At 59.2% G+C, this 20,529-nt stretch carries 20 protein-coding genes and 1 pseudogene; 9 read left to right on the top strand and 12 right to left on the bottom strand.

Annotation, left to right across the window (positions count from 1 at the left end):
* Positions 1–109 precede the first annotated feature (109 nt).
* Positions 110–664, top strand: a complete 555-nt coding sequence (gene lspA / locus AC0V6M_RS05720) for a signal peptidase II (protein ID WP_486137881.1) — start codon at positions 110–112, stop codon at positions 662–664.
* Between the two features lie 15 nt (positions 665–679).
* Positions 680–1,090, top strand: coding sequence for a DUF3035 domain-containing protein (locus AC0V6M_RS05715; protein ID WP_472643672.1), 411 nt, complete (start codon positions 680–682; stop codon positions 1,088–1,090).
* A gap of 104 nt (positions 1,091–1,194) precedes the next feature.
* Here AC0V6M_RS05715 and AC0V6M_RS05710 read toward each other — a convergent pair whose 3' ends face one another.
* Positions 1,195–2,505, bottom strand: coding sequence for a hemolysin family protein (locus AC0V6M_RS05710; protein ID WP_486137880.1), 1,311 nt, complete (start codon positions 2,503–2,505; stop codon positions 1,195–1,197).
* 224 nt (positions 2,506–2,729) lie between these two features.
* Between AC0V6M_RS05710 and AC0V6M_RS05705 the strand changes: the two genes are divergently transcribed.
* The gene (locus AC0V6M_RS05705) at positions 2,730–3,428 is read left to right on the top strand and encodes a YiaD family glycine zipper/OmpA-like lipoprotein (protein WP_486137879.1); all 699 of its coding nucleotides are present in this window, start codon (positions 2,730–2,732) and stop codon (positions 3,426–3,428) included.
* Between the two features lie 215 nt (positions 3,429–3,643).
* On the opposite strand, the gene AC0V6M_RS05700 is transcribed toward AC0V6M_RS05705, so the two are convergent.
* On the bottom strand, positions 3,644–4,423 hold the full coding sequence (locus tag AC0V6M_RS05700) for a 3'(2'),5'-bisphosphate nucleotidase CysQ (RefSeq protein WP_486137878.1): 780 nt from the start codon (positions 4,421–4,423) through the stop codon (positions 3,644–3,646).
* A gap of 110 nt (positions 4,424–4,533) precedes the next feature.
* On the opposite strand from AC0V6M_RS05700, the gene sucC reads away from it, so the two are divergent.
* Together sucC and AC0V6M_RS05690 are read left to right on the top strand one after the other, a co-directional pair.
* On the top strand, positions 4,534–5,748 hold the full coding sequence (sucC, locus tag AC0V6M_RS05695; protein ID WP_486137877.1) for an ADP-forming succinate--CoA ligase subunit beta: 1,215 nt from the start codon (positions 4,534–4,536) through the stop codon (positions 5,746–5,748).
* The gene (locus tag AC0V6M_RS05690; RefSeq protein WP_486139575.1) at positions 5,748–6,203 is read left to right on the top strand and encodes a GFA family protein; all 456 of its coding nucleotides are present in this window, start codon (positions 5,748–5,750) and stop codon (positions 6,201–6,203) included. Before sucC ends, AC0V6M_RS05690 begins: the two co-directional genes overlap by 1 nt.
* 5 nt (positions 6,204–6,208) lie before the next feature.
* Here AC0V6M_RS05690 and AC0V6M_RS05685 read toward each other — a convergent pair whose 3' ends face one another.
* Entirely contained in the window at positions 6,209–6,688 is a 480-nt protein-coding gene (locus tag AC0V6M_RS05685; protein ID WP_486137876.1) for a lysozyme inhibitor LprI family protein, read from the bottom strand.
* A 212-nt stretch (positions 6,689–6,900) separates the two neighbouring features.
* Here AC0V6M_RS05685 and AC0V6M_RS05680 point away from each other — a divergent pair.
* Positions 6,901–7,648 (top strand): annotated as a pseudogene (locus AC0V6M_RS05680) (electron transfer flavoprotein subunit beta/FixA family protein).
* Positions 7,649–7,680: 32 nt separating this feature from the next.
* On the top strand, positions 7,681–8,616 hold the full coding sequence (locus AC0V6M_RS05675) for an electron transfer flavoprotein subunit alpha/FixB family protein (RefSeq protein ID WP_486137875.1): 936 nt from the start codon (positions 7,681–7,683) through the stop codon (positions 8,614–8,616).
* A gap of 163 nt (positions 8,617–8,779) precedes the next feature.
* On the opposite strand, the gene AC0V6M_RS05670 is transcribed toward AC0V6M_RS05675, so the two are convergent.
* The 7 genes from AC0V6M_RS05670 to AC0V6M_RS05640 form a co-directional block, all read right to left on the bottom strand.
* The gene (locus AC0V6M_RS05670; protein ID WP_486137874.1) at positions 8,780–9,256 is read right to left on the bottom strand and encodes a flagellar biosynthesis repressor FlbT; all 477 of its coding nucleotides are present in this window, start codon (positions 9,254–9,256) and stop codon (positions 8,780–8,782) included.
* Between the two features lie 79 nt (positions 9,257–9,335).
* The gene (locus tag AC0V6M_RS05665) at positions 9,336–10,559 is read right to left on the bottom strand and encodes a DUF445 domain-containing protein (RefSeq protein WP_486139574.1); all 1,224 of its coding nucleotides are present in this window, start codon (positions 10,557–10,559) and stop codon (positions 9,336–9,338) included.
* Positions 10,560–10,691: 132 nt separating this feature from the next.
* Positions 10,692–14,225, bottom strand: a complete 3,534-nt coding sequence (locus tag AC0V6M_RS05660) for an efflux RND transporter permease subunit (protein WP_486137873.1) — start codon at positions 14,223–14,225, stop codon at positions 10,692–10,694.
* A 5-nt stretch (positions 14,226–14,230) separates the two neighbouring features.
* On the bottom strand, positions 14,231–15,421 hold the full coding sequence (locus AC0V6M_RS05655; RefSeq protein WP_486137872.1) for an efflux RND transporter periplasmic adaptor subunit: 1,191 nt from the start codon (positions 15,419–15,421) through the stop codon (positions 14,231–14,233).
* Positions 15,422–15,637: 216 nt separating this feature from the next.
* A complete protein-coding gene (locus AC0V6M_RS05650; protein WP_486137871.1) occupies positions 15,638–15,904 on the bottom strand; it encodes a GlsB/YeaQ/YmgE family stress response membrane protein in 267 nt (88 codons plus the stop codon).
* Positions 15,905–16,069: 165 nt separating this feature from the next.
* Positions 16,070–16,369, bottom strand: coding sequence for a CtrA inhibitor SciP (gene sciP, locus AC0V6M_RS05645; RefSeq protein WP_218316081.1), 300 nt, complete (start codon positions 16,367–16,369; stop codon positions 16,070–16,072).
* A complete protein-coding gene (locus AC0V6M_RS05640; RefSeq protein WP_486137870.1) occupies positions 16,362–16,763 on the bottom strand; it encodes a hypothetical protein in 402 nt (133 codons plus the stop codon). The genes sciP and AC0V6M_RS05640 overlap by 8 nt, the downstream gene beginning before the upstream one ends.
* Positions 16,764–16,957: 194 nt before the next feature.
* On the opposite strand from AC0V6M_RS05640, the gene mnmA reads away from it, so the two are divergent.
* Positions 16,958–18,124 carry a tRNA 2-thiouridine(34) synthase MnmA gene (gene mnmA / locus AC0V6M_RS05635; protein WP_486137869.1) on the top strand — a complete coding sequence of 389 codons (1,167 nt, stop codon included), beginning with the start codon at positions 16,958–16,960 and terminating at the stop codon, positions 18,122–18,124.
* Positions 18,125–18,139: 15 nt separating this feature from the next.
* Here mnmA and AC0V6M_RS05630 read toward each other — a convergent pair whose 3' ends face one another.
* The gene (locus AC0V6M_RS05630) at positions 18,140–18,490 is read right to left on the bottom strand and encodes a hypothetical protein (protein ID WP_486137868.1); all 351 of its coding nucleotides are present in this window, start codon (positions 18,488–18,490) and stop codon (positions 18,140–18,142) included.
* Between the two features lie 92 nt (positions 18,491–18,582).
* On the opposite strand from AC0V6M_RS05630, the gene AC0V6M_RS05625 reads away from it, so the two are divergent.
* Complete coding sequence (locus AC0V6M_RS05625) at positions 18,583–19,680, top strand: serine hydrolase domain-containing protein (RefSeq protein WP_486137867.1); 1,098 nt, start codon at positions 18,583–18,585, stop codon at positions 19,678–19,680.
* Positions 19,681–19,707: 27 nt separating this feature from the next.
* Here the strand turns inward: AC0V6M_RS05625 and AC0V6M_RS05620 are convergent, their stop codons facing one another.
* A complete protein-coding gene (locus tag AC0V6M_RS05620) occupies positions 19,708–20,523 on the bottom strand; it encodes a PhzF family phenazine biosynthesis protein (protein WP_486137866.1) in 816 nt (271 codons plus the stop codon).
* Between the last annotated feature and the right edge of the window lie 6 nt (positions 20,524–20,529).

Here is a 20,529-nt window from a genome sequence, read left to right as displayed (position 1 = left end):
AACAGGCCCGTCACCCTGAACTCGTTTCAGGGTCCATCCCCAGCGCCATTTCACTCAGGTGGAGTCAGCGATGGATGCTGAAACAAGTTCAGCATGACGAGAAAAAATCATGAGCGGCCTGTTTACCCGCAACCGGATAATCGGCCTGGTGCTGGCGCTCATCATCGCGGGCGTGGATCAGCTGATCAAATGGTATGTGACCGGACCGCTTGGCCTGACACGCGAAGGTGACAAAATCGATCTCCTGCCATTTTTCGATCTAACGCTTGTTTTTAATCGCGGCGTTTCGCTCGGACTGCTGACCGCGCAGAGCATGGAAATGCGCTGGGCGCTGGTCGGTATGACGGCGCTAATCGCGCTCGTCGTGCTGGTCTGGATCATGCGAGAGCGGCTGATGGGTGACATCATTGGCCTTGCCATGATCCTGGGCGGAGCCATCGGAAACATCCGTGATCGCTATGAATTTGGCTATGTGATCGACTATGCCGATTTGCACATCGGCACATTTCGCCCGTTCCTTGTTTTCAACGTCGCCGATGCCGCTATCACCATCGGCGTGGTCGTAATCCTTATTCGCAGCTTTTTTGCGAGCGATAAGAGTGATACAGAAACCGCTGAAGAGCCAGCCAGCGAGCTTAACGCTGAGCGGCCGGCTGAGAATTGACTCGGAGAATTTGCAATGCGTGCCTACAAAACTGCCATCCTTCTGATCTCGACCAGCGCTATGCTGGGCGCCTGTGGAGGCTCGGGCATTTTCAACCGCGAGCGGCCTGATGAATTCGCCGTTCAGCGCCAGGCACCCCTCGTGGTTCCGCCAGATTTCAACCTCGCGCCGCCTGCACCGGGCGCGCCGCGTCCGGCCGATGGCACTGCCTCTGAGCAAGCATTGGACGCTATCTTTGGCGGTCCTGCTGAGCGCAGCCAAGTGGAAACCAGCGCGCTTGACCGTGCTGGTGCCGCTGCACCGGGCATCCGCTCACAAGTGGGTGATGAGGGCACCAATACGGTCGCCAAGGGCCGGGTAACGCGGGACATCATCGCTGCGCCAGAGGGCGACGGCGCATCGGCTCAGACGGTCGTACCTGGTTAGTTTGCGCAAGCGCGCATCCGCGCTTGCAATATCCTCGCTCACGCGACCTAAAGGTCGCGTCGCTGCGGGCGGTTCGGCGTCGTTCAACCGCCCGTACGAAAAATTCACTCTTCGGTTGGCTCCGGCAACTTCCGCACCAGGATCTTGCTGATCCGGCGGCGGTGCATTGTCACAACTTCGAAACGCCAGCCCTGGTCGCTGAACGTGTCGCCTGCGACCGGTAGGCGTTTGAGCACGGACAGGACATAGCCCGCGGCCGTGCCAAACTCTCGGCTCTCGTCGTAGTCAAGGCCGAGCCGGTCCGCCAAAGCATCCGCTGAGATTGCGCCAGAAATGATCAGAGAGCCATCCGGGCGCTCGATCAGGTCAGGCTCATCGCCTTCGTCCTTATCGCTCACAAAATTGCCCGCCATTGCGGTCAGCAAATCGACCGGCGTGACGATGCCGTCGAGATGGCCATATTCATCGTGGACCATAGCGAGCGCGATATCGGCCTGCTGCAAAACCCGCAGCGCATCCATCGCGTCGAGCTGATCCGGGACCACCTCGGCCTTGCGCATCATATCTTTCAGCGAAACCTCTTCACCCGCCACCATGTGAGCAAGCACTTCGCGCACTTTCACCACGCCCAGCACGTTGTCAGGCGAGCCATCAGCGATTGGCAGCAGCGAGTGCGGGCTGGCTTCAATCGCGGCTTTGATCGCCTTTTCATCGGCGCTGATATCAATCCAGTCGAGCTCTGTTCGCGGTGTCATCATCTCGCGCACGGGCCGCTCGGCCAGGCGCACAACACCGGTCAGGATCTGATGCTGTTCCGCCTCGATCACGCCAGAGCGGGTCGCATCAGCGAAAATCATCTGCAATTCCTCGGCGGTCACCGAATTGGAGCTGCCCTTGCGAATGCCGAACAGGCGGATGATCCCAGCGGAGGATTTATCGAGCAGCCACACCAGCGGGGCGGCGATCTGGGCGATAAAGGCCATCGGCCGCGCCATGACCAAGGCGATGGGCACCGAAGAACGCAGAGCGAGCTGCTTCGGCACGAGCTCGCCAATCACCAGGCTGAGATAGGTGGTCAGCGCAATCGCGATGCCAAATCCAACGTCACTGGCCATGTCTGCAGGCACGCCCAACGGGATCAGACGCTCACCCAGTGGTTCACCCAGACTAGCCCCGGAGTATGCGCCGGTAATGATCGCTACCAGGGTAATGCCGATTTGCACGGTGGAGAGGAATTTGCCCGGATCAGCGGCCAGCTCTAGCGCGGTCTTCGCCGCAGCGGAGCCATCCTCTGCTTTTGCCTTAAGGCGTGCGGTTTTCGCCGATACGATCGCTAGCTCTGACATGGCGAACACGCCATTGAGCACGATCAATCCGAAAATGATGAACAGGTCTGGCCAAGGAAAGGGGGTCACACCCTATCCGCTAGCACAATTGTTCAGCCTTGCCAGCCGGTCTCGCATCCATACGCTCAAAAAGCGGCCACTCTGGATTATGGTTTACAAGAATTAACTCCATTCAGCTTGCCGAAAAGCGGGCCAAGGCACATGCACGCCAGATCAGCGCAGCTTTAGGCGCTGACACTTGCACGCGAAGCCAGATTTGTGCGAGCTTTAAGCGGTCGAGGAGGACAACGACAATGAAAACAGCAAGAATTTTCCTATCGAGCACAGCAGCCATCGCGCTGCTCGGCACCAGCGCCTGCGTCACGGACCCTAACACCGGACAGCAGAAAATTTCACGCACCGGTATCGGCGCGGCATTGGGCGGCACTTTGGGCTATCTGCTCGGCGGCGTGGTTGGCGGCGATACGGCCCGCATTATTGGTGCAGGCATCGGCGGTTCCGCCGGCGCGGTTATCGGCAAGCAATTTGACGACCAGATCAAGGAACTCGACGAGCAGACCGCAGGTAGCGGCGTCGATGTCGAGGAGATCGGCGATCAAGATGCGATTCTGGTGCGCCTACCTGATGGCGTAACCTTCGCCAGCGGATCAGCCGACATCAATCCCGGGTTCTACGACACACTCAACACCGTGGCCGACAGCCTGATCAAATATCCCAACAGCCTCGTCGATGTGTACGGCTTTACCGACACCACAGGCTCTGATGCGCTAAACCAGCGCCTTTCAGAACAGCGCGCTCAGGTGGTTGCCGATTACCTCGCGTCGCGCGGCGTCGCCCGCAGCCGGATGGCAACGCAGGGCTTTGGTGAAAGTTACGACTATCTGCGCGTGAAGACCGGCGACAATGTCAACGAGCCGCTCAACCGCCGGGTCGAAATCAAGATCGTACCGATCAGCCAAGACGATGTGAACGCAGCGCGCGCTGGTTCATAAACACTCATTCTTGTGAGTATCGAGAAGGGCCGGGGAAACCTGGCCCTTCTTTGGTTTCGCCTCAAGCGCCGGCGCTCGCGTACGCTTGCTTGGCTCAGCCTTTTGAACGATGGCCTAGCCACCTGCGCCCTCCACCCTTCCACCCGGAGCTTACCGGGATACCATCCGGGTGGAAGGGTGGAGGGCGCAGGTGGCTAGGTCGCAAACAAAACAGCCTACTTGGATAGATCTCTGGCCCGTTCAGCAATCCGCTCAACCGCAGCGCCATGTATCTGTGGTGAGCTAACGAGCACTCCAAAGGCACGCGGATCCCGTTTGTTATAACCAAGCGGTGCGCCAAAAGCGTCGGAAACCTGCGCGCCGGCTTCGCGCGCTATCAGCGTCGCAGCGCCCACGTCCCATTCATAGCCCCAGCGCAAAGTTGCGACCAAATCCGCCATATCCGCCGCCACCATCGCAATGCGCAGCGCGATTGAATTGGGCTTCTCAACGATCACCAGATCAGAATCGGGACTAGGCAATTGATCAATCGGAATACGCGCCCCGGAAAACTCGGTCCGCCTTGAAGCGGTGATCGCTTGGTCATTGAGGGTCGCGCCCTTGCCCGCCTCCGCAATCCATTCCTCGCCGCGTGAAGGCGCAGCCAGCATCCCGATAAGAGGCCGTCCAGCGCTGATCAAAGCAACGGATACGGCCCAGCCCGGCCGCCCGCGAATAAAGTCGCGCGTGCCATCAATCGGATCGACCAGCCAAATCAGGTCGTTATCAAGCCGCCCCGGATCATCCGCGGTCTCCTCGGACAGCCAGCCAGCAGACGGCAGCAGCGCGCCCAGCTCTCGCTTCAAGAAGGCATCAACCTCAAGATCAGCCTCGCTCACAGGATCGCCAGGAGTCTTCTCCCACGTGCTCAGCGCATGACCATCACCCGGCCAGCGGGAATGCGCGATCCGGCCCGCTTCGCGGACGATTTCTTGAAGGCGAATTCGGTCAATCATGTGAGCGTTTAGTCGTGGCCGTACAAAGCACACTTTTCAAGCCGGTGAATCCATGCTTAGGCACGTACCAACATTATCTCCCCGCATTTACGAATTAAGGACAGCCAGCGATGAACATTCACGAGTATCAGGCCAAGGAATTGCTAAAAGAACACGGAATCGCCGTGCCAGCAGGCCATGCCGCGATGAGCGTGGAAGAAGCCCTGGCCGGTGCCAAGCAGCTGCCCGGGCCGCTCTATGTCGTAAAAGCGCAAATTCACGCTGGTGGACGCGGCAAGGGCAAGTTCAAGGAACTGCCAGAAGACGCAAAGGGCGGTGTACGCCTCGCCTTCTCTCTCGATGAAGTGGAAAATCACGCGAAGGAAATGCTCGGCAACACGCTCGTGACCATTCAAACCGGTGCAGAGGGCAAGCAGGTCAACCGTCTGTATGTGACCGACGGCGTTGATATCGAGAGCGAATATTATCTCGCGATGCTGGTCGACCGGGCCAGCGGTCAGGTCGCCATGGTCGCCTCCACCGAAGGCGGCATGGATATCGAAGACGTGGCGCACAACACGCCAGAGCTGATCACGACGATCACAATCGACCCGGCGCAAGGCTTCATGCCGCATCACGGCCGCGCGGTCGCATTCGCTCTGAAGCTCTCAGGCGATCTCAACAAGCAGTGCCAGAAACTAGCCGCCAAGCTTTATGCCGCCTTCATGGCAAGCGATTGCGAAATGCTGGAAATCAACCCACTGGTTGAAACCAAGCCAAATGCCGAGGGCAAGGCCGATCTGCTGGTGCTCGACACCAAGATGAGCTTTGATGGCAATGCGCTCTATCGGCACAAAGACATCGAGGCGATGCGCGACGAGACCGAGGAAGATCCATCCGAGGTCGAAGCGTCAGAATATGACCTCGCTTACATCAAGCTCGACGGAAACATTGGCTGCATGGTCAATGGCGCAGGCCTCGCCATGGCAACGATGGATATCATCAAGCTGAACGGCGCGTTCCCAGCCAACTTCCTCGACGTAGGCGGCGGCGCAACCACTGAGAAAGTGACTGCGGCCTTCAAGATCATCCTGAAAGATCCAGCGGTCGAGGGCATCCTCGTCAATATCTTCGGCGGTATCATGAAGTGCGACATCATCGCCGACGGCATCGTCCAAGCGGCGAAAGACGTGAACCTGTCCGTCCCACTGGTGGTCCGCCTCGAAGGCACCAATGTCCAGCAGGGGAAGGACATCCTCGCCAATAGCGGACTGCCGATTGTGGCTGCAGATGACCTGGGTGACGCTGCGAAGAAGATCGTCGCTGAGGTTAAGCAGGCGGCGTAATTCTGGCTGTCTACAACGGACATTGCCGGTGCGGCGGAGTGCAGTGCGAGGTCGATGGACCTCCCCTGCTCACCGCCGCTTGCCACTGCGAGGGCTGTCAGCGCATGACCGGCGGTCCATATTCCTTGAGCGCACTTTACAAAAAAGAGCGCTTCCGTGTGACGGCGGGCAGCCCGGTGCGAGGCGGCCTCAAAGAAGCCACACAGCACTTCTTTTGCCCAGAGTGCCTCGGCTGGATGTTCACTCGCCCAGCCGGGATGGACGATATGGTCAACATTCGCACCCCGATGCTGACGCAGGCCCTTGAGTTTGCTCCTTTTGTAGAGCTCTACACCGATGAAGGCCTGAAGGCCGCCGTCGGCGTAGCACCACACAGTTTTGCTATGGCACCCTCCGCAGACGAATTTCTGAGACTCGCTGACACTTACAGAACGTGGGAAGTGCGGATCTCTTAAAGACTCTATCGCGTCGGTTTCGGCTCCGGCAGAATGGGCGGCGTGCTGTCAGGATATGTAAGCCAGTTTTGCCATATTGTATGCGTACGCTCGTCCGTCATTTCAATTTGGCAAGTTAGGTGCATCACGCCGCGAATTGAGCCTTCTTTCCAGTCTTCATAAACTGCCCGGCATTCAGCATCGCGATAAGCAGTGAAGGCGGTGTCACTGGCGGCAATCAACTGCGCAAGTTCAGGCCGGTCCAAGTTTCTTTGCCGTGCAATTTGTAGATAGTGCGCACGGCGCATGTCAGCTTTCCTCAAAAGCCCACTCAAACAATTGTTCATTGCGAGAGTCGTGTAGGCATCCGAGCAGCTTGATGCGCTCGGGGGCGACTGCGCTTCTAAGGTTACATCTTCGACCAGCTCCTCTTGCGCAGATATCGCACTAGGTGGTGCCACCACGACAATTGTGACCGCCATCAAGATTCCATATCCGATTGCCATTCGTGCCCACTCCCGGACTTTCACTGTTCTGTTCTATACAACCCTACCTGCAAAGCTCTCAAAAGGGCAGGCTTGACCTTGAGCGATCAGCGCGCGAGGACTGCCTGCGAAACATCCACTTGGGACTACGGCGTTACTTGACGTTTACGTAAACGCAAGCTAGGGCGGTGTTTAGTAGAGTTGCGCCTAAGCGCCATAAGGAAGGAACTGCGATGAAAATCCTCGTCCCCGTCAAACGGGTGATTGATTATAACGTGAAACCGCGCGTTAAAGCCGACGGCACGGGCGTTGATCTGGCCAATGTCAAAATGAGCATGAACCCGTTTGATGAAATCGCTGTCGAAGAGGCGATTCGCATCAAAGAGGCGGGCAAAGCCGAAGAAATCGTCGCTGTTTCGATCGGCCCTGCGAAGGCTCAGGAAACGCTGCGCACCGCGCTCGCCATGGGCGCAGACCGCGCGATCCTAGTTGAGACCGATGAAGAGGTTGAGCCACTGGCCGTTGCGAAGATCCTGAAAGCGATTGCGGACGAAGAACAGCCCGGTCTCGTGCTGCTCGGCAAGCAATCGATCTCTGACGATCTCGAACCAAACCGGCCAAATGCTCGCCGCTCTGATGGGTCGCCCGCAAGGCACGTTTGCGAACACCGTCGCCGTTGACGGCGACAGCGTCGAAGTGAAGCGCGAAGTTGATGGCGGTCTTGAAACCGTCAAGCTGACTCTGCCAGCGATTGTCACCACTGACCTGCGTTTGAATGAGCCGCGCTATGCTTCGCTGCCGAATATCATGAAGGCGAAGAAGAAGCCGCTCGACAGCAAGACCCCGGCCGATTTCGGTGTCGATGTGGCCCCGCGCCTCACGACCACCAATGTCGCTGAGCCGCCCGTCCGTCAGGCCGGCGAAAAGGTCGCCGACGTCGATGCGCTGGTTGAAAAGATCAAGGCTCTGGGCATCGCCTGAGGCGCGCCTGAGCAGGATAAGGAATAAAGACCATGAACACTCTGGTTCTCGTCGAACACGACAATTCATCCGTTAATGACGCCACGCTGGCTGTCGTCACCGCAGCAGGCAAGCTGGGCGAAGTGACCGCGCTAGTCGCTGGCCACAATTGCGGCGCTGTCGCCGATGGTGCCGCGCAGATCGCAGGCGTATCAAAAGTGCTGAAGGCGGATGATGCCGCTTACGCCAATGGCCTCGCTGAGAACGTTGCCCCATTGGTGGCTGGCCTGATGGACCGCTATGACGCTTTCCTCGCCCCGGCGACCACGAGCGGCAAGAACATCGCGCCGCGCGTCGCAGCACACCTTGATGTGATGCAGATCTCCGACATTCTCTCAGTTGAAGGCGGCAAGACCTTCACCCGTCCAATCTATGCCGGCAATGCCATCGCCACCGTCGAAAGCGCCGATCCCAAGCTGGTGATCACCGTTCGCGGCACAGCCTTTGATAAGGCAGAGGCTACTGGCGGATCAGCCTCGGTTGAAGACGCAAGCGGCCCCGGCGATGCTGGTATCTCCAGCTTTGTCAGCAGCGAAATTGCTGATGGCGGCGACCGTCCAGAACTCGCCAGCGCGGGCGTTATCGTATCCGGCGGACGCGCGCTGAAAGACAGCGAAACCTTCGAAAGCGTGATCACTCCGCTGGCTGACAAGCTTGGCGCCGCCATCGGCGCGTCGCGCGCCGCGGTGGATGCAGGCTATGTCCCGAACGATTATCAAGTCGGCCAAACCGGCAAGATCGTCGCTCCAGAGGTCTATATCGCGATCGGCATTTCCGGCGCGATCCAGCACCTTGCGGGTATGAAAGACTCCAAAGTGATCATTGCGATCAACAAGGATGAAGATGCACCGATCTTCCAAGTGGCAGATATCGGACTGGTCGCTGATCTGTTCAATGCAGTGCCAGAGCTGACGCAAAAGCTCGGCTAAGCCACTGCTCTGCATAAAGACTTAAGGTTGAAGCAGACCCTCGCCTCGTTATTGTGGGGCGAGGGTTTTGCTTTATAGGGGCACATATGCGGTTTGGATTGGGCGCCAATCGCGCGCCGACGGCATCGTATTACCTCACCTCGATTACTTACAAAGTGAACAACTAAACCGTCCCGTTTGAGACGATCTGCGCCCGCCGCTGCGCCGGCGCTCCGCGAGGGCTTGGCGTGCGCTTTGCTTTCGCGGCATTCACCTCAGCCAATCGGCGCGCACTTGCTAGCGCGGCCTCTGCATTGCCCGCGACCAGAGCTGCGGCGCAGGCGGCGCATTCCTTCTGCGACTGGTGCGTGCGGTCTTGGGCCACAACCTCGCTCAGGGCGGCAAACAAGCGGAAGCGTGCGGGCTCAAAATTTTCCGATGCAGTGCACGCCTCCAGCATAGCAAAGTACAGCGCATCGGCGCTGCTGGAGCGGTCCCGCTGGCTGCGCCAAAGCGCCCGGCTCGTGAGGACATAAGCGCCGGAGCCAACTTCGAACTGGCACGGCTCCAGAGCAGTCACCAAAGCGCCGTTGATCACTGCTTGCGCGCCGGCGGCTAAGCGAATCGTCTTTGGTGCGGGAGTTGGCTGTTTGGAAGGCATGCCTTGTTGCTAGCCGCTATTGCCAAACTGATGGCTGCAATGGGCCTGCGTACTTGTCCGCAGCCGGGTGCAGTCTCTGCTACATAAAGCCGATGATGAAATGGATCGTCATGCCGACGAGCCCGCCCACCAGGGTGCCGTTGATGCGGATGAACTGAAGATCGCGGCCGACCGCGCTTTCGATCCGGCCAGTGATCGTGGTCGCATCCCAGCGCTTCACCGTGTCAGAGACCAGGGTCACAATCTCGCCGCCATAGCGGGTCGCGACGCCCACCAGAGTGCGCCGTGCAAACCGGTTAATCTGCAGTTGCAAGCGCTCATCCTGTTTGAGCGCGCTGCCGAGCTCGGACAGGCCTTTGCGCATTTCATTGCCCAGCTCGCTGTCAGCCTCGCGTGCGCGGCGGATCAAGGACCTGCGGATGCGTTCCCACACGCCCATCCACCATTCGGCCACCGCCGGATTTTCGATAAGGTCGCGCTTCATGCTCTCGACACGCTCGCGGGTCTCAGGGTCATGCTGCAAATCTTGCGAGAGTTTGGCGAGCCCCTCTTCAATCTTGCTGCGCAGTGGATGCTCGGGATCGACCAGAACCTCTGCCAGCAGTTTATAGAGGCCATCCAGCACAGAGCCTGAGATCCGCTCATCAAGGCCAGTCCAGCGCAGCACCGCATTGGCGCGCGCGTGGATCACTTCGCGCACCGTCTCTTCATTGTCTTCCAGCGTCAGGCCCGCCCAGCGGATGAAGCCATCCATCAAAGGCATGTGCCGTCCATCGGCGATCGCGCTTTCCAGCATTCGGCCGACCAGCGGCGAGATATCAATTTTGGCAAATTGATTGCCCAGCCCGCTGCGCACTTGATTGCCAAGCCGGTCAGGATCGAGCGATTCGAGCACCTCAGCCAGCAATTCTGCGGCCCCTCCCGTGATGCGGGAGCGAGGGTCAGGACCGTCGTCGCTGCGTGCGGGCGCCACCAGAAAATCACCCACGGCGCGCGCGACATTCATGCTCGCCATGCGCCGCGCCACCACGGCGGGGGTCAGGAAATTCTCCTGCAGAAACTGCGCCATCGTATCAGCGATGCGGTCTTTGTTCTCAGGGATGATCGCCGTGTGCGGGATTGGCAGGCCGAGCGGGTGACGGAACAGCGCGGTCACCGCGAACCAATCGGCTAGGCCGCCAACCATTGCCGCCTCGGCAAAGGCGTTCACATAGCCCCATGCCGGGTGCAGCTCGACATAGGGATGCGTCGTAAAGAAAAGCAGCGCCATCGCCGCCAGCAACCCGGTCGCCGTCCAGCGCATACGCCGCGCACGGTCCGCCGTCAGCGCTTCGCCGCCGAACTTTAGTGGAATTGGCTGAGCATCAGACATGGCCGCGCGCCTAGCATGCCGCTGGGAGTTGCAGCACGGTGGCTGGCATTAGCGCGAGTTCGCTCACTCGGCAGGCTCGGCCCCGGGCGGCAAACGGGTTGCCGGAGTCGCCGAAGGCTTAGGCTCGCCGCCCGCCTCAGGCACATTAGACGCCCCTGGGGTGTTGCTGCTGTCCTCATCGCCCGGACGATAGGTGAGGAAGCGTTGACGCATCCACGGCCCAGCGCGCCGCTCAAAACTATCGGCCAGACTGAAACCAGCCGGAACGATCAACAGGGTCAGCACGGTTGACAGGATCAAGCCGCCGATCACCACAACGCCCATAGGTTGGCGCCATGCGCCATCACCTGACAACGACAGCGCCGTTGGCACCATGCCCGCGGTCATCGCGACTGTGGTCATTACAATCGGCTGAGCACGCTTATGGCCAGCCTCCATGATCGCTTTGAATTGATCCGTGCCGTCGGCCATTTCCTCAATCGCAAAGTCTATCAAGAGAATTGAATTTTTGGACACGATCCCAAGCAAGAGCAGGATGCCGATCATCACCGGCATGGAAAGCGGCTGACCCACGATCCAGACAAGGAAAATTCCACCGAGTGGCGCCAGCGCAAGCGACGTCATGTTCACCAGCGGGCTCATCAAGCGCTTATACAGCAGCACAAGCACCGCAAAGACGAGCAGGACGCCTGCAAGAATGGCCGTGCTGAAATTCTCAGCAAGTTCATTCTCAACGTCGGCTGCGCCAATGGAATCGCGGATGACGCCGGTTGGCAGGTCCTGCAGGGTTGGTAGCTCCTCAATTTGCGCATTCACATCACCGCGCAGGAATCCAGAGGCCAAGTCAGCGCCGATGAAAACCCGGCGGTTCTGATTGTAGCGCTGAATCGAGGTGGGCCCCGACCCGAATGAGATCTCAGCAATCGTGCCGAGCGGCACCGATCCGCCGCCCGCTGTCGGAACCGGCAGATTTTCCAGCGTCGTCATATCTTCACGGGAAGAGGCCGGCAGCCTGACGGAAATCGGCACTTGGCGATCAGACAGTGAGAATTTGGCCGAGTTCTGCTCTATCTCGCCCATCGTCGCGATGCGGATCGTTTGGCTGAGCGCGACGGTAGAAACGCCCAAATCCGCAAGCAGTTCTTGGCGCGGACGGATGATGATCTCCGGCCGCGGAATATCAGCGCTGACACGCGGGGCAACCACCGAGTCGAGCTTTTGCATGTCTTCAACGACCTTCGCCGCAGTGGCATTGAGCAAAGCCGGGTCAGAACCCGCCAACATGATCGTAAAGTCGCGCCCACTGCCGCCGCCGCCCGGTCCATTGTCGTTTTGGAAGCGGACGCGCGCATCCGCAATGCGCGCCAGTTCTGGCGCCAGATCGCGGGTGAATTCGACCGAGGTTTTCGAGCGATCTTCCTTCAGGGTGACGAACATGGTCGCCGCGCCTTCGCGCACGCGCTCCAGCGCCAGCTCCACATCATCTTGCGCATACATCAAGGCGGAAACCTGATCGGTTACGCGTTCGGTATCCGCCAGCGTAGTGCCGGGCACCATCTCGATCTCAACCCGAACGTTATCGTCATCAATATCCGGAAATGCCTGAAACGGCGTTTTCTGCATCAACAGCACAGTCAGCAGAAGCGCGAAATAGCCGACGCCCAGCATCCAGACCCGGTGGTCGAAGAAGCGCGCGGTCATGTATTTTACGCTGTGCGAGAACTGTCCACTGCTGAAACGGCTGAGCAATTGGATGACTTTAAAGACCAGCCAACCAGCCAAGAAGCCGACTGCTAGGCCTAGAACCAGGAACAGGAGTTCGAAGACTTTCGAGACCAGGCCGAATGCGAAGGAGTTTGGATCGCTGGAAACGAGCGCCGCAACCTTGGCAGGAATGTCGAGGCCCGAGACGACGCCAAAGCTCATGAACAAACCGGCCGCCGACGCTGCGAGCAAAGCAAAGACCGTGAGCAGCAAAGAAAGTACATAGAGCCAGCGATACCGCGGGGCGTCCACACCTTCGCGGCGCTCCAACATCTTCGTCTTATCAAGCGACCAGTTGAGGACCCGCATGTAGCGGTCCATCCACTTGCCTTCGCCATGCGCGGCGTGCCCTTCTGCACGCAGGAAATAGGCAGCAAGCATGGGCGTGATCATCCGCGCCACGGCCAAGCTCATCAAAACCGCGATCACGACCGTCAGGCCGAAGTTTTTGAAAAACTGCCCCGTAATGCCCGGCATCAAGCCAACGGGGAAAAACACCGCGATAATGCAAAAGCTGGTCGCGACAACGGGCAGACCAATTTCATCCGCCGCGTCAATCGATGCTTCATAGGCGGATTTGCCCATTCGCATGTGTCTGACGATGTTCTCAATTTCAACGATGGCATCATCAACCAAGACCCCCGCGACCAGACCCAATGCCAGCAAAGACATTTGGTTGAGGTTGAAGCCGATCAAATCCATGAACCAGAAAGTCGGGATCGCCGACAGCGGGATCGCAATCGATGAGATCATCGTCGCGCGCCAATCGCGCAGGAAGAAGAACACCACCACAACGGCCAAAACAGCGCCCTCCACCATGGCGGAGATCGAGCTGGTGTATTGGTCTTTTGTGTATTTGACGGTGTTGAACAGCGGGATGAATTTCACCCCGGGATTTTCTGTCTCAATCCTGTCAATGATCTCCAAAGCTTCTTCGTAGACTGTTACGTCTGAGGCGCCCTTTGCGCGCGACATGAAGAAGTTGACGACCTCCTTATCGCGCACCTTGCTGATCGAGGTGCGCTCAGAATAGCCATCGCGCACTCGGGCCACGTCAGCCAATTTGATCGACGTGCCATTGTTGAGGCGGATCTGGCGCTGAGACAGTTCAAACGCGCTTTCGGTGTTGCCAAGCACGCGCACCGATTGCCGCGCGCCGCCAATCTCGGCCATGCCGCCGGCGGCATCAACATTGTCGACGCGTAGCACTTGGTTGATCTGACTGGCCGTGACGCCGAGCGCGGAAAGCCGCGCTGGATCAAGAATAACCTCAATCTCGCGGTTTACCCCGCCCCACCGGCCGGCCTCAGCCATGCCTTCCACAGACAGCAATTGTTTTGAAACGGTGTCGTCGATGAACCAGCCGAGCTGCTCAATCGTCATGTCGTCCGCTTCGACGGCGTAAATGCCGAGGAAACCACCAGCAATATCGACCTTGCTAACGCGCGGTTCTAAAATCCCGTCAGGCAAGTTCCCACGCGTGCTATCGACCGCATTTTTGACCTCAGCAACGGCCACATTGGGATCAATGCCAAGCTCAAACTCGACAAAAGTGTTTGAACTGCCCTCGCGCGCGGTCGAAGATATGTTGCGGACACCGCTAAGCGAACGCACAGCCGATTCGACCTGCTGCGTGATTTGGTTTTCGATCTCAGTTGGGGCCGCACCTGGTTGAGAAATGGTGACTTCGACGCCCGGAAACTCAATATCCGGGTTGTTCACCACATCCATTTTGTTGAAGCTGAGCAGGCCCGCCAAGAACATTGCGGTGAACGCAACCAGCGGGATCACGGGATTGCGGATTGACCAAGCAGAGATGTTCCGAAAACTCATGGCGACTAGCTATCCTCAAGCATCTGGGGCGAGACCGCTTCGCCTTCGGTCAGGAAGCCGCCGGCGCGCAGCACAATTTGCTCGCTGCCGTCGAGGCCTTCGGTCACGACGATACCGTCAGGCGTGACCATGCCGGTCTTGATCGCCCGCCGCTCCGCCTTCTTCTCGTCGCTGACGATGTAGACATAGCTGCCCTCGCTATCGGCCAAGACCGAGCTTTCGGGCAAGATCGTCGCGACGACCGTGCCGCTCTTGATTTCTGCAGTGGCAAAGCCGCCGGGGCGCAATTCCGGCGCATAGGACAATGCGACGCGCGCAATGCCTTGGCGGTTTTGAGGATCGATAATCGGCGAAACCTGCCATACTTGACCGGTAAAGCTCTTGGTTGATCCGGTCGGCACGACAGTGGCTGCTACACCCTGACCAAGGGATGCGATTTGTTCTTGGCTCAGCTGCGCCAGCATTTCCATTTCGCCGCCGCGCGCAATCCGGAACAGGCTTGGCGTGCCGCCAGAGACCGTTTGTCCCGGTTCAACATTGCGCTCAAGCAGCAGGCCCGCCGCCGGAGCGACAATATTAAGCCGAGCCGCGCGTGCACGCAGTTCGCGCAATTGCGCTTCGGCCACCTGGACCCGGGCATTTGCAGAATCGCGCGTCGCAGTCAGGCGATCGACATCGGCCTTGGAGACGAAACCGCGCTCAACCAATTGCAGCGCGCGGTCGAGATTGGCCTGCGCCAATTGCGCGTCCGCTTTGGCAACGCCGATTTGAGCCGCTTGCGCCTGTGCCTGCTGGGACTGAACTGAGCGGTCGATCACGGCCAGCACTTGGCCCTGACGAACCCAATCGCCCGCATCCACGGGAACGGAGACCACCCGGCCACCTTCGCCCACCACGCCAACTGGCATTTCACGCCGCGCGGCCAAAGTACCAGGCGCAGTGATCACGCCTTCGACGGTTGTTTTGCCAGGGGCAACCACGGTTACGACCGGCGCCTGATCATTGTCATCGCCCGCACCGACACCGTCATCCGAAGTCAGCACGACATAAGCCGCAATCGCCAGAAGCAAGCCAAGGATGCCGATACCGATCAACACCACAGGGCGCGAGACGCGCGGCTTATCGGCGGCAGTGCCCGACAAGTCTGTCGGCACACTATCGGCGGCCTCTGCAGTGATGGTAGTTTCGTAATTCATGGCTAAACCTCAGGTGTATCGCACAGGTGTGTTATACTCATAAGTCACCTTGTACAATCCCTCATACGCCGACGCCGCGCATCGGGCAATGCGCGGTTCGACTGATGACTTTGACTATAGACGAGCGGCATGGCGCATAAGTTCCTAAGCGCGCACGAAAAAGGGCGAGGCAGCCCACCGATGCCCCGCCCTTAGATGCGTATTTGTCACAGGGTCTTAGCGCACACTGCCACGCTTGATCAGGTTAACGATGCCGAGAAGCACTACGGCGCCGACAACAGCAACGCCCAAACCGATCAATGAGAATTCTTGCACGCTGCCGCTGATGCCCAGCAGCGGGCCAACAATCGCATTACCGACGATTGAGCCAACGCAGCCCACGACAATGTTCCAAAAGATGCCCATCGATGCATCGCGGTTCATAACCAAGCTAGCGAGCCAACCGGCCACGCCGCCGACGATAAGAGCAATAATCCAACCCATAATGATCCCTCCTGAGGTTTTCTTTATCAGCAACGGGCCGCGCCAAGGCGCGAATCCACTGCGTCCCGCGCCCTTTAGAGCGCGAGAACCACAGGATGCTAGGGGGTTTTACGAGTTTGTGCGAATCTGGGCCCGAGAAATGCCCGTACTCACACGCCTAAGGCGTCAGTATTTAAGCTGGCGCTCGTAGAGGTCACGGTAATGCTGGATGCGGGTCACACGCAGGCCTTGCATGCCTGAACGATCGACCGCGCGCTGCCACGATGCGAACTCTTCAAGAGTCAGCCCATAGCGCTCAAGTACTTCGTCAATGGTCAAGAGACCGCCATTTACCGCAGCCACGACTTCAGCCTTGCGGCGCACAACCCAACGTTTCGTCTTGGGTGACGGCAAGTCATCAATCGTCAGTGGCTCACCAAGTGGGCCAATGACTTGTGCGGGGCGGATGTCCTGATTTTCAATCATTTATCGTCTCTCGATCGCCTCTTACCGCGTTCTCTTCGTGTTGAAGCCTTATAGTGGCTGAGGCTTTGCGACCCTCTAAATCAATAGGGTTAACAGGCCGTTCGCTTTCTCCAATCGCAGCAAAATAACTTGCTGCCGCATCTCCAAAGCTCGCGACGCTAACAGATCCATGGACCGCATCGCGGCGCAATACGGCGCGAAGGTCGTGCGCTGCGTTGATCCGTGCGGTCAGTTCGCTCCAGCCGATTGCGCGCAAAGCATTGCCGCCCCGATCATCGTCCATGCCATTGGCACTCGCGTCGATCTGGGTCAGCGATGTCGGCACGGCGATACCCGCTGCAGCCAGTTCGGCCTGCAACTGAGCGCTGTGAATCGGTGAAACGTTTTCGAACATTCGCTCGTCTCTAAGGCAAGCATGTCAACATGAGGTAAAACTCACATTTACCTGCTCTTAGGACTATTGGCGGCCGGGCCTTCAAGTATTCGCAAGTTCTCACGCAGCATATCATCACCCAAAGACCGGCCTTAACGCGCGTCCCGCAAAGCACTGGAACCCGCAGCAAAGCGGGTGTAAAGACGCCCTCTGCAATGACTGACAACACACTTCTTGATGCCAGCCCTACCTTTGGGCTCGATAGCACCGCCCTGTTCGACTTGCCCAAGCCGGCGAGCGAATCGCGCATCGTTGTGGCAATGAGCGGCGGCGTCGATTCCTCTGTAGTGGCAGCTTTGGCGGCGGATACCGGCGCAGAAGTGATCGGGATTACGCTGCAGCTCTATGATTATGGTGCAGCGACGGGCCGCAAAGGCGCATGCTGCGCCGGCGATGACATTCAGGATGCCCGCGCGGTATGCGATCGCTTGGGCATCGCCCACTATGTGTTCGACCATGAGAGCGCTTTTCGCGAGGACGTCGTCGAACAATTCGCTGATGAATATCTGGCTGGCCGCACGCCGGTGCCCTGCATCCGCTGCAATATGGGCCCCAAGTTCACCGATCTGTTCCGCATGGCGCGTGAGCTGGGTGCAGACTGCCTCGCCACCGGCCACTATGTCCGGCGAGTGCTGGAGGACACAGGGCCAGAGCTTTACCGCGCGGTCGATCCCTCACGCGATCAATCCTATTTCCTCTATGCAACCACGCAGGAGCAATTGGACTATATCCGTTTCCCGCTGGGCGGCCTGCCCAAAACGCAGGTGCGCGAGCTGGCTGAAGCGGCCGCATTGCGCAATGCCGCCAAGCCCGATAGCCAAGACATCTGCTTTGTGCCCGATGGCAATTACGCCAAGATCGTGAAATCACTGCGCCCTGAAGGGGGCATCCCAGGCGACATCGTGCACGCGCAAACCGGGGAGACTTTGGGCACGCATAAGGGAATCGTGCATTTCACCGTTGGTCAGCGCAAGGGTCTGGATATCGGCGGACAGCCGGAGCCGCTTTATGTCGTGGGCCTCGACGCAAACAACCGCGAGGTTCGCGTCGGCCCGAAAGTCATGCTCGCGGTGAGCGAGGCGAAAGTCATTGAGACCAACCGGATTGGCCCGCTGCCATACGCTCCGCTGACCGCGAAAGTGCGCAGCCTTGCCAAGCCTGTGCCGATCGAGCTGATCGGTGAGCTGGGCGATGGGGCGACCTGCTCCATCCGCTTCGCTGAGCCAGAATTCGGTGTCGCTCCCGGACAGGCCGCCGTGATCTATTGCGGAGAGCGCGTGGTAGGCGGCGGCTGGATCGATGGAACGACCGCAGCGGCTTAAGCAGTAGGGTCTTGCTCAACCCTCCCACTTCTCCATCACGCAGCCATAGCCTTCGCGGTAGGTCGCGGTTGCATCGGTGACCAATGGGAAGCGCGCGGTTACGCTTTTCGCCTTCACATTATCGACCAAAGTGATCAGCTCCATCCCGGCAAGTTTGTCTTTCTTGCAGTCTTCTAGGCTGCGCCCCGCGACAAACCGGCATGAGCACGCAACCCGCGCAGAATAGCTTGTGCCCGCATTCGCATAGCCGCGCACGGGCTCGCGGTAGACCCATGCTGCTACCGCCAAAGCGATCAGGATGAGGAGGAAAAGCCACAATCCCACTCGCGATGATCGCGCCGCGCGCGGCCGCGTTGAATTTGCCATTGCTAAACCGTGATCCTTGGGGAATTGAGTGTCAAATGTCTGTGCGTCACATCTCCTCTAACGCCGCTCTTGCGCTTCTGTCAGCCCCTTTGATGCTGCTTTCCGCATGCGGCGAAGCCCCGTCCGCTGGACCGGCACCGCTCAGCGACGAGGCACTGGCCGCCGTCACTGAGAACGCGGGCGCCCCGCGCGAAGATCTGGCCCGCGCCATCGACGAATTGTTCAATGCCGAGGGGATCGGTGAGACCCGCGCTGTCGTAGTGATAGCGGATGGAGAGATCGCCGCAGAGCGCTATGGCGAGGGCTATAACGCGGATACCCGGCATATTAGCTGGTCCATGGCCAAGACTGTGACAGCGGTGATGGTCGGCATGCTGGTTGCGGATGGACGTTTGCGCCTCGACGAGGCTGCTCCAGTTCCTATGTGGCAGCGCCCCGGCGATCCGCGCGCAGAGATCACCTTGCGGCAATTGCTGCAAATGCGCAGCGGGCTGCGCCATACTGAGGCTGGTGATCCGCCATACGAATCCTCCGAGGTGCGCATGCTGTTTCTCGACGGACGAGACGACATGGCACGCTGGGCTAAGGAGCAACCGCTGGAGGCGGAGCCGGGCGAGACCTTCGAATATTCATCCAACACCACTGTGATCCTCGCCGATATTGCGACCCGAGCGCTGACCGAGAGCGATGATCCCGATAGGCGGCGCACAGCGGTAACCGAGTATTTGAGCGAGCGTTTGTTCGATCCGCTCGGCATGGACTCCATGGTGCTGGAGTTCGACGCCTCAGGCACGATGATCGGCGGCAGTTTGATGCATGCCACCGCGCGCGATTGGGCCAAGTTTGGCGAGTTCCTGCGTGCCAATGGCCGCGCCCCCAACGGCGAGCGCTTGGTCCCGCGCCGCTATGTCGAGGCAATGGTCACGCCTAGCCCAGCAAGCCCGCATTACGGCCTGCAAACCTGGCTCAATCGGCCATTGGGCGAAGCGAGAAGCGATCGTCCCCATCCGCTGTTTCCAGACCGTGCGCCGGCCAGCCTGTTCTCGCTGATCGGGCATATGGGCCAGTATGTGCTGGTTTCACCAGATCAGCGCGTGACCCTGGTGCGCCTCGGTCATTCCACTTCAGAAGAACGCCCGCCCATGCTTGAAGAGGCCGCCGACGTGCTCGCGCTTTATCCGCAGCTTTAGGCGAGCACCCGTACGCAGACTGATCACTCAAACGTAAAACACACCCTCAACCACAGTCACGCATGGCCCGCCGAGCCAGACACGCTCTCCGTCCAGACGGCAGGTTAGGTCGCCGCCGCGTTCCGATGCCTGATGCGCTGTGAAACTGTCGCGGTCCAGCCGCTCGGCCCAGAACGGTGTGAGCGCTGCGTGCGCAGAGCCGGTCACGCTGTCCTCATCCACGCCCGCACCGGGCACGAACACGCGGCTGACGATATCGCTGTTGTCGCCCGGCGCGGTGCAATCGAACTGGTCAACGCCCAGCGCACCAAGCGCCTTTAGGTTAGGCTTAAGCGCACGCACTTGCGCTTCGTTTTCATAGAGGAAGATGTTGTAAAGCGTGTCATTGCGGTGGACCAGCAGCGGCTCGGCCCCGAGCAGTTTCACCGCTTCTGGATGGGCTCGAGGCTCGGTCCTGATCGCAGGCAGCGCCACTTCATAGCCCTCACCTACTCGCTTAACTTCAAGAATGCCTGACTTGCGCGTACGGAAGGTGACGGACTCGCGCCCGCCATTCTCGCTTCCCCATTCGTGGTGGGAAAGCAGCACATGACCAGCCGCCAATGTCGCATGACCGCACAGCGCGATCTCGTAGGTCGGCGTGCACCAGCGTAGTTCCCAATCAGCCTCGCCCGTTTCATCGCGAACCACAAAGGCAGTTTCCGCGAACATGTTCTCGCCGCCAATTTTGACGAGCACATCATCCGGTAGCCACTCATCCAGCACCATGACCGCCGCCTGATTTCCGCCAAAGGCCTGGGCGGCGAAGGCGTCAACATGCCAATAGGGTATTGTCTGCGTCATTGGGTG

The sequence above is a fragment of the Erythrobacter sp. JB3-1 genome, assembly GCF_057364995.1.
Note: the sequence above shows the minus strand (reverse complement) of the source record. Positions and strands in the feature narration are given on the sequence as shown.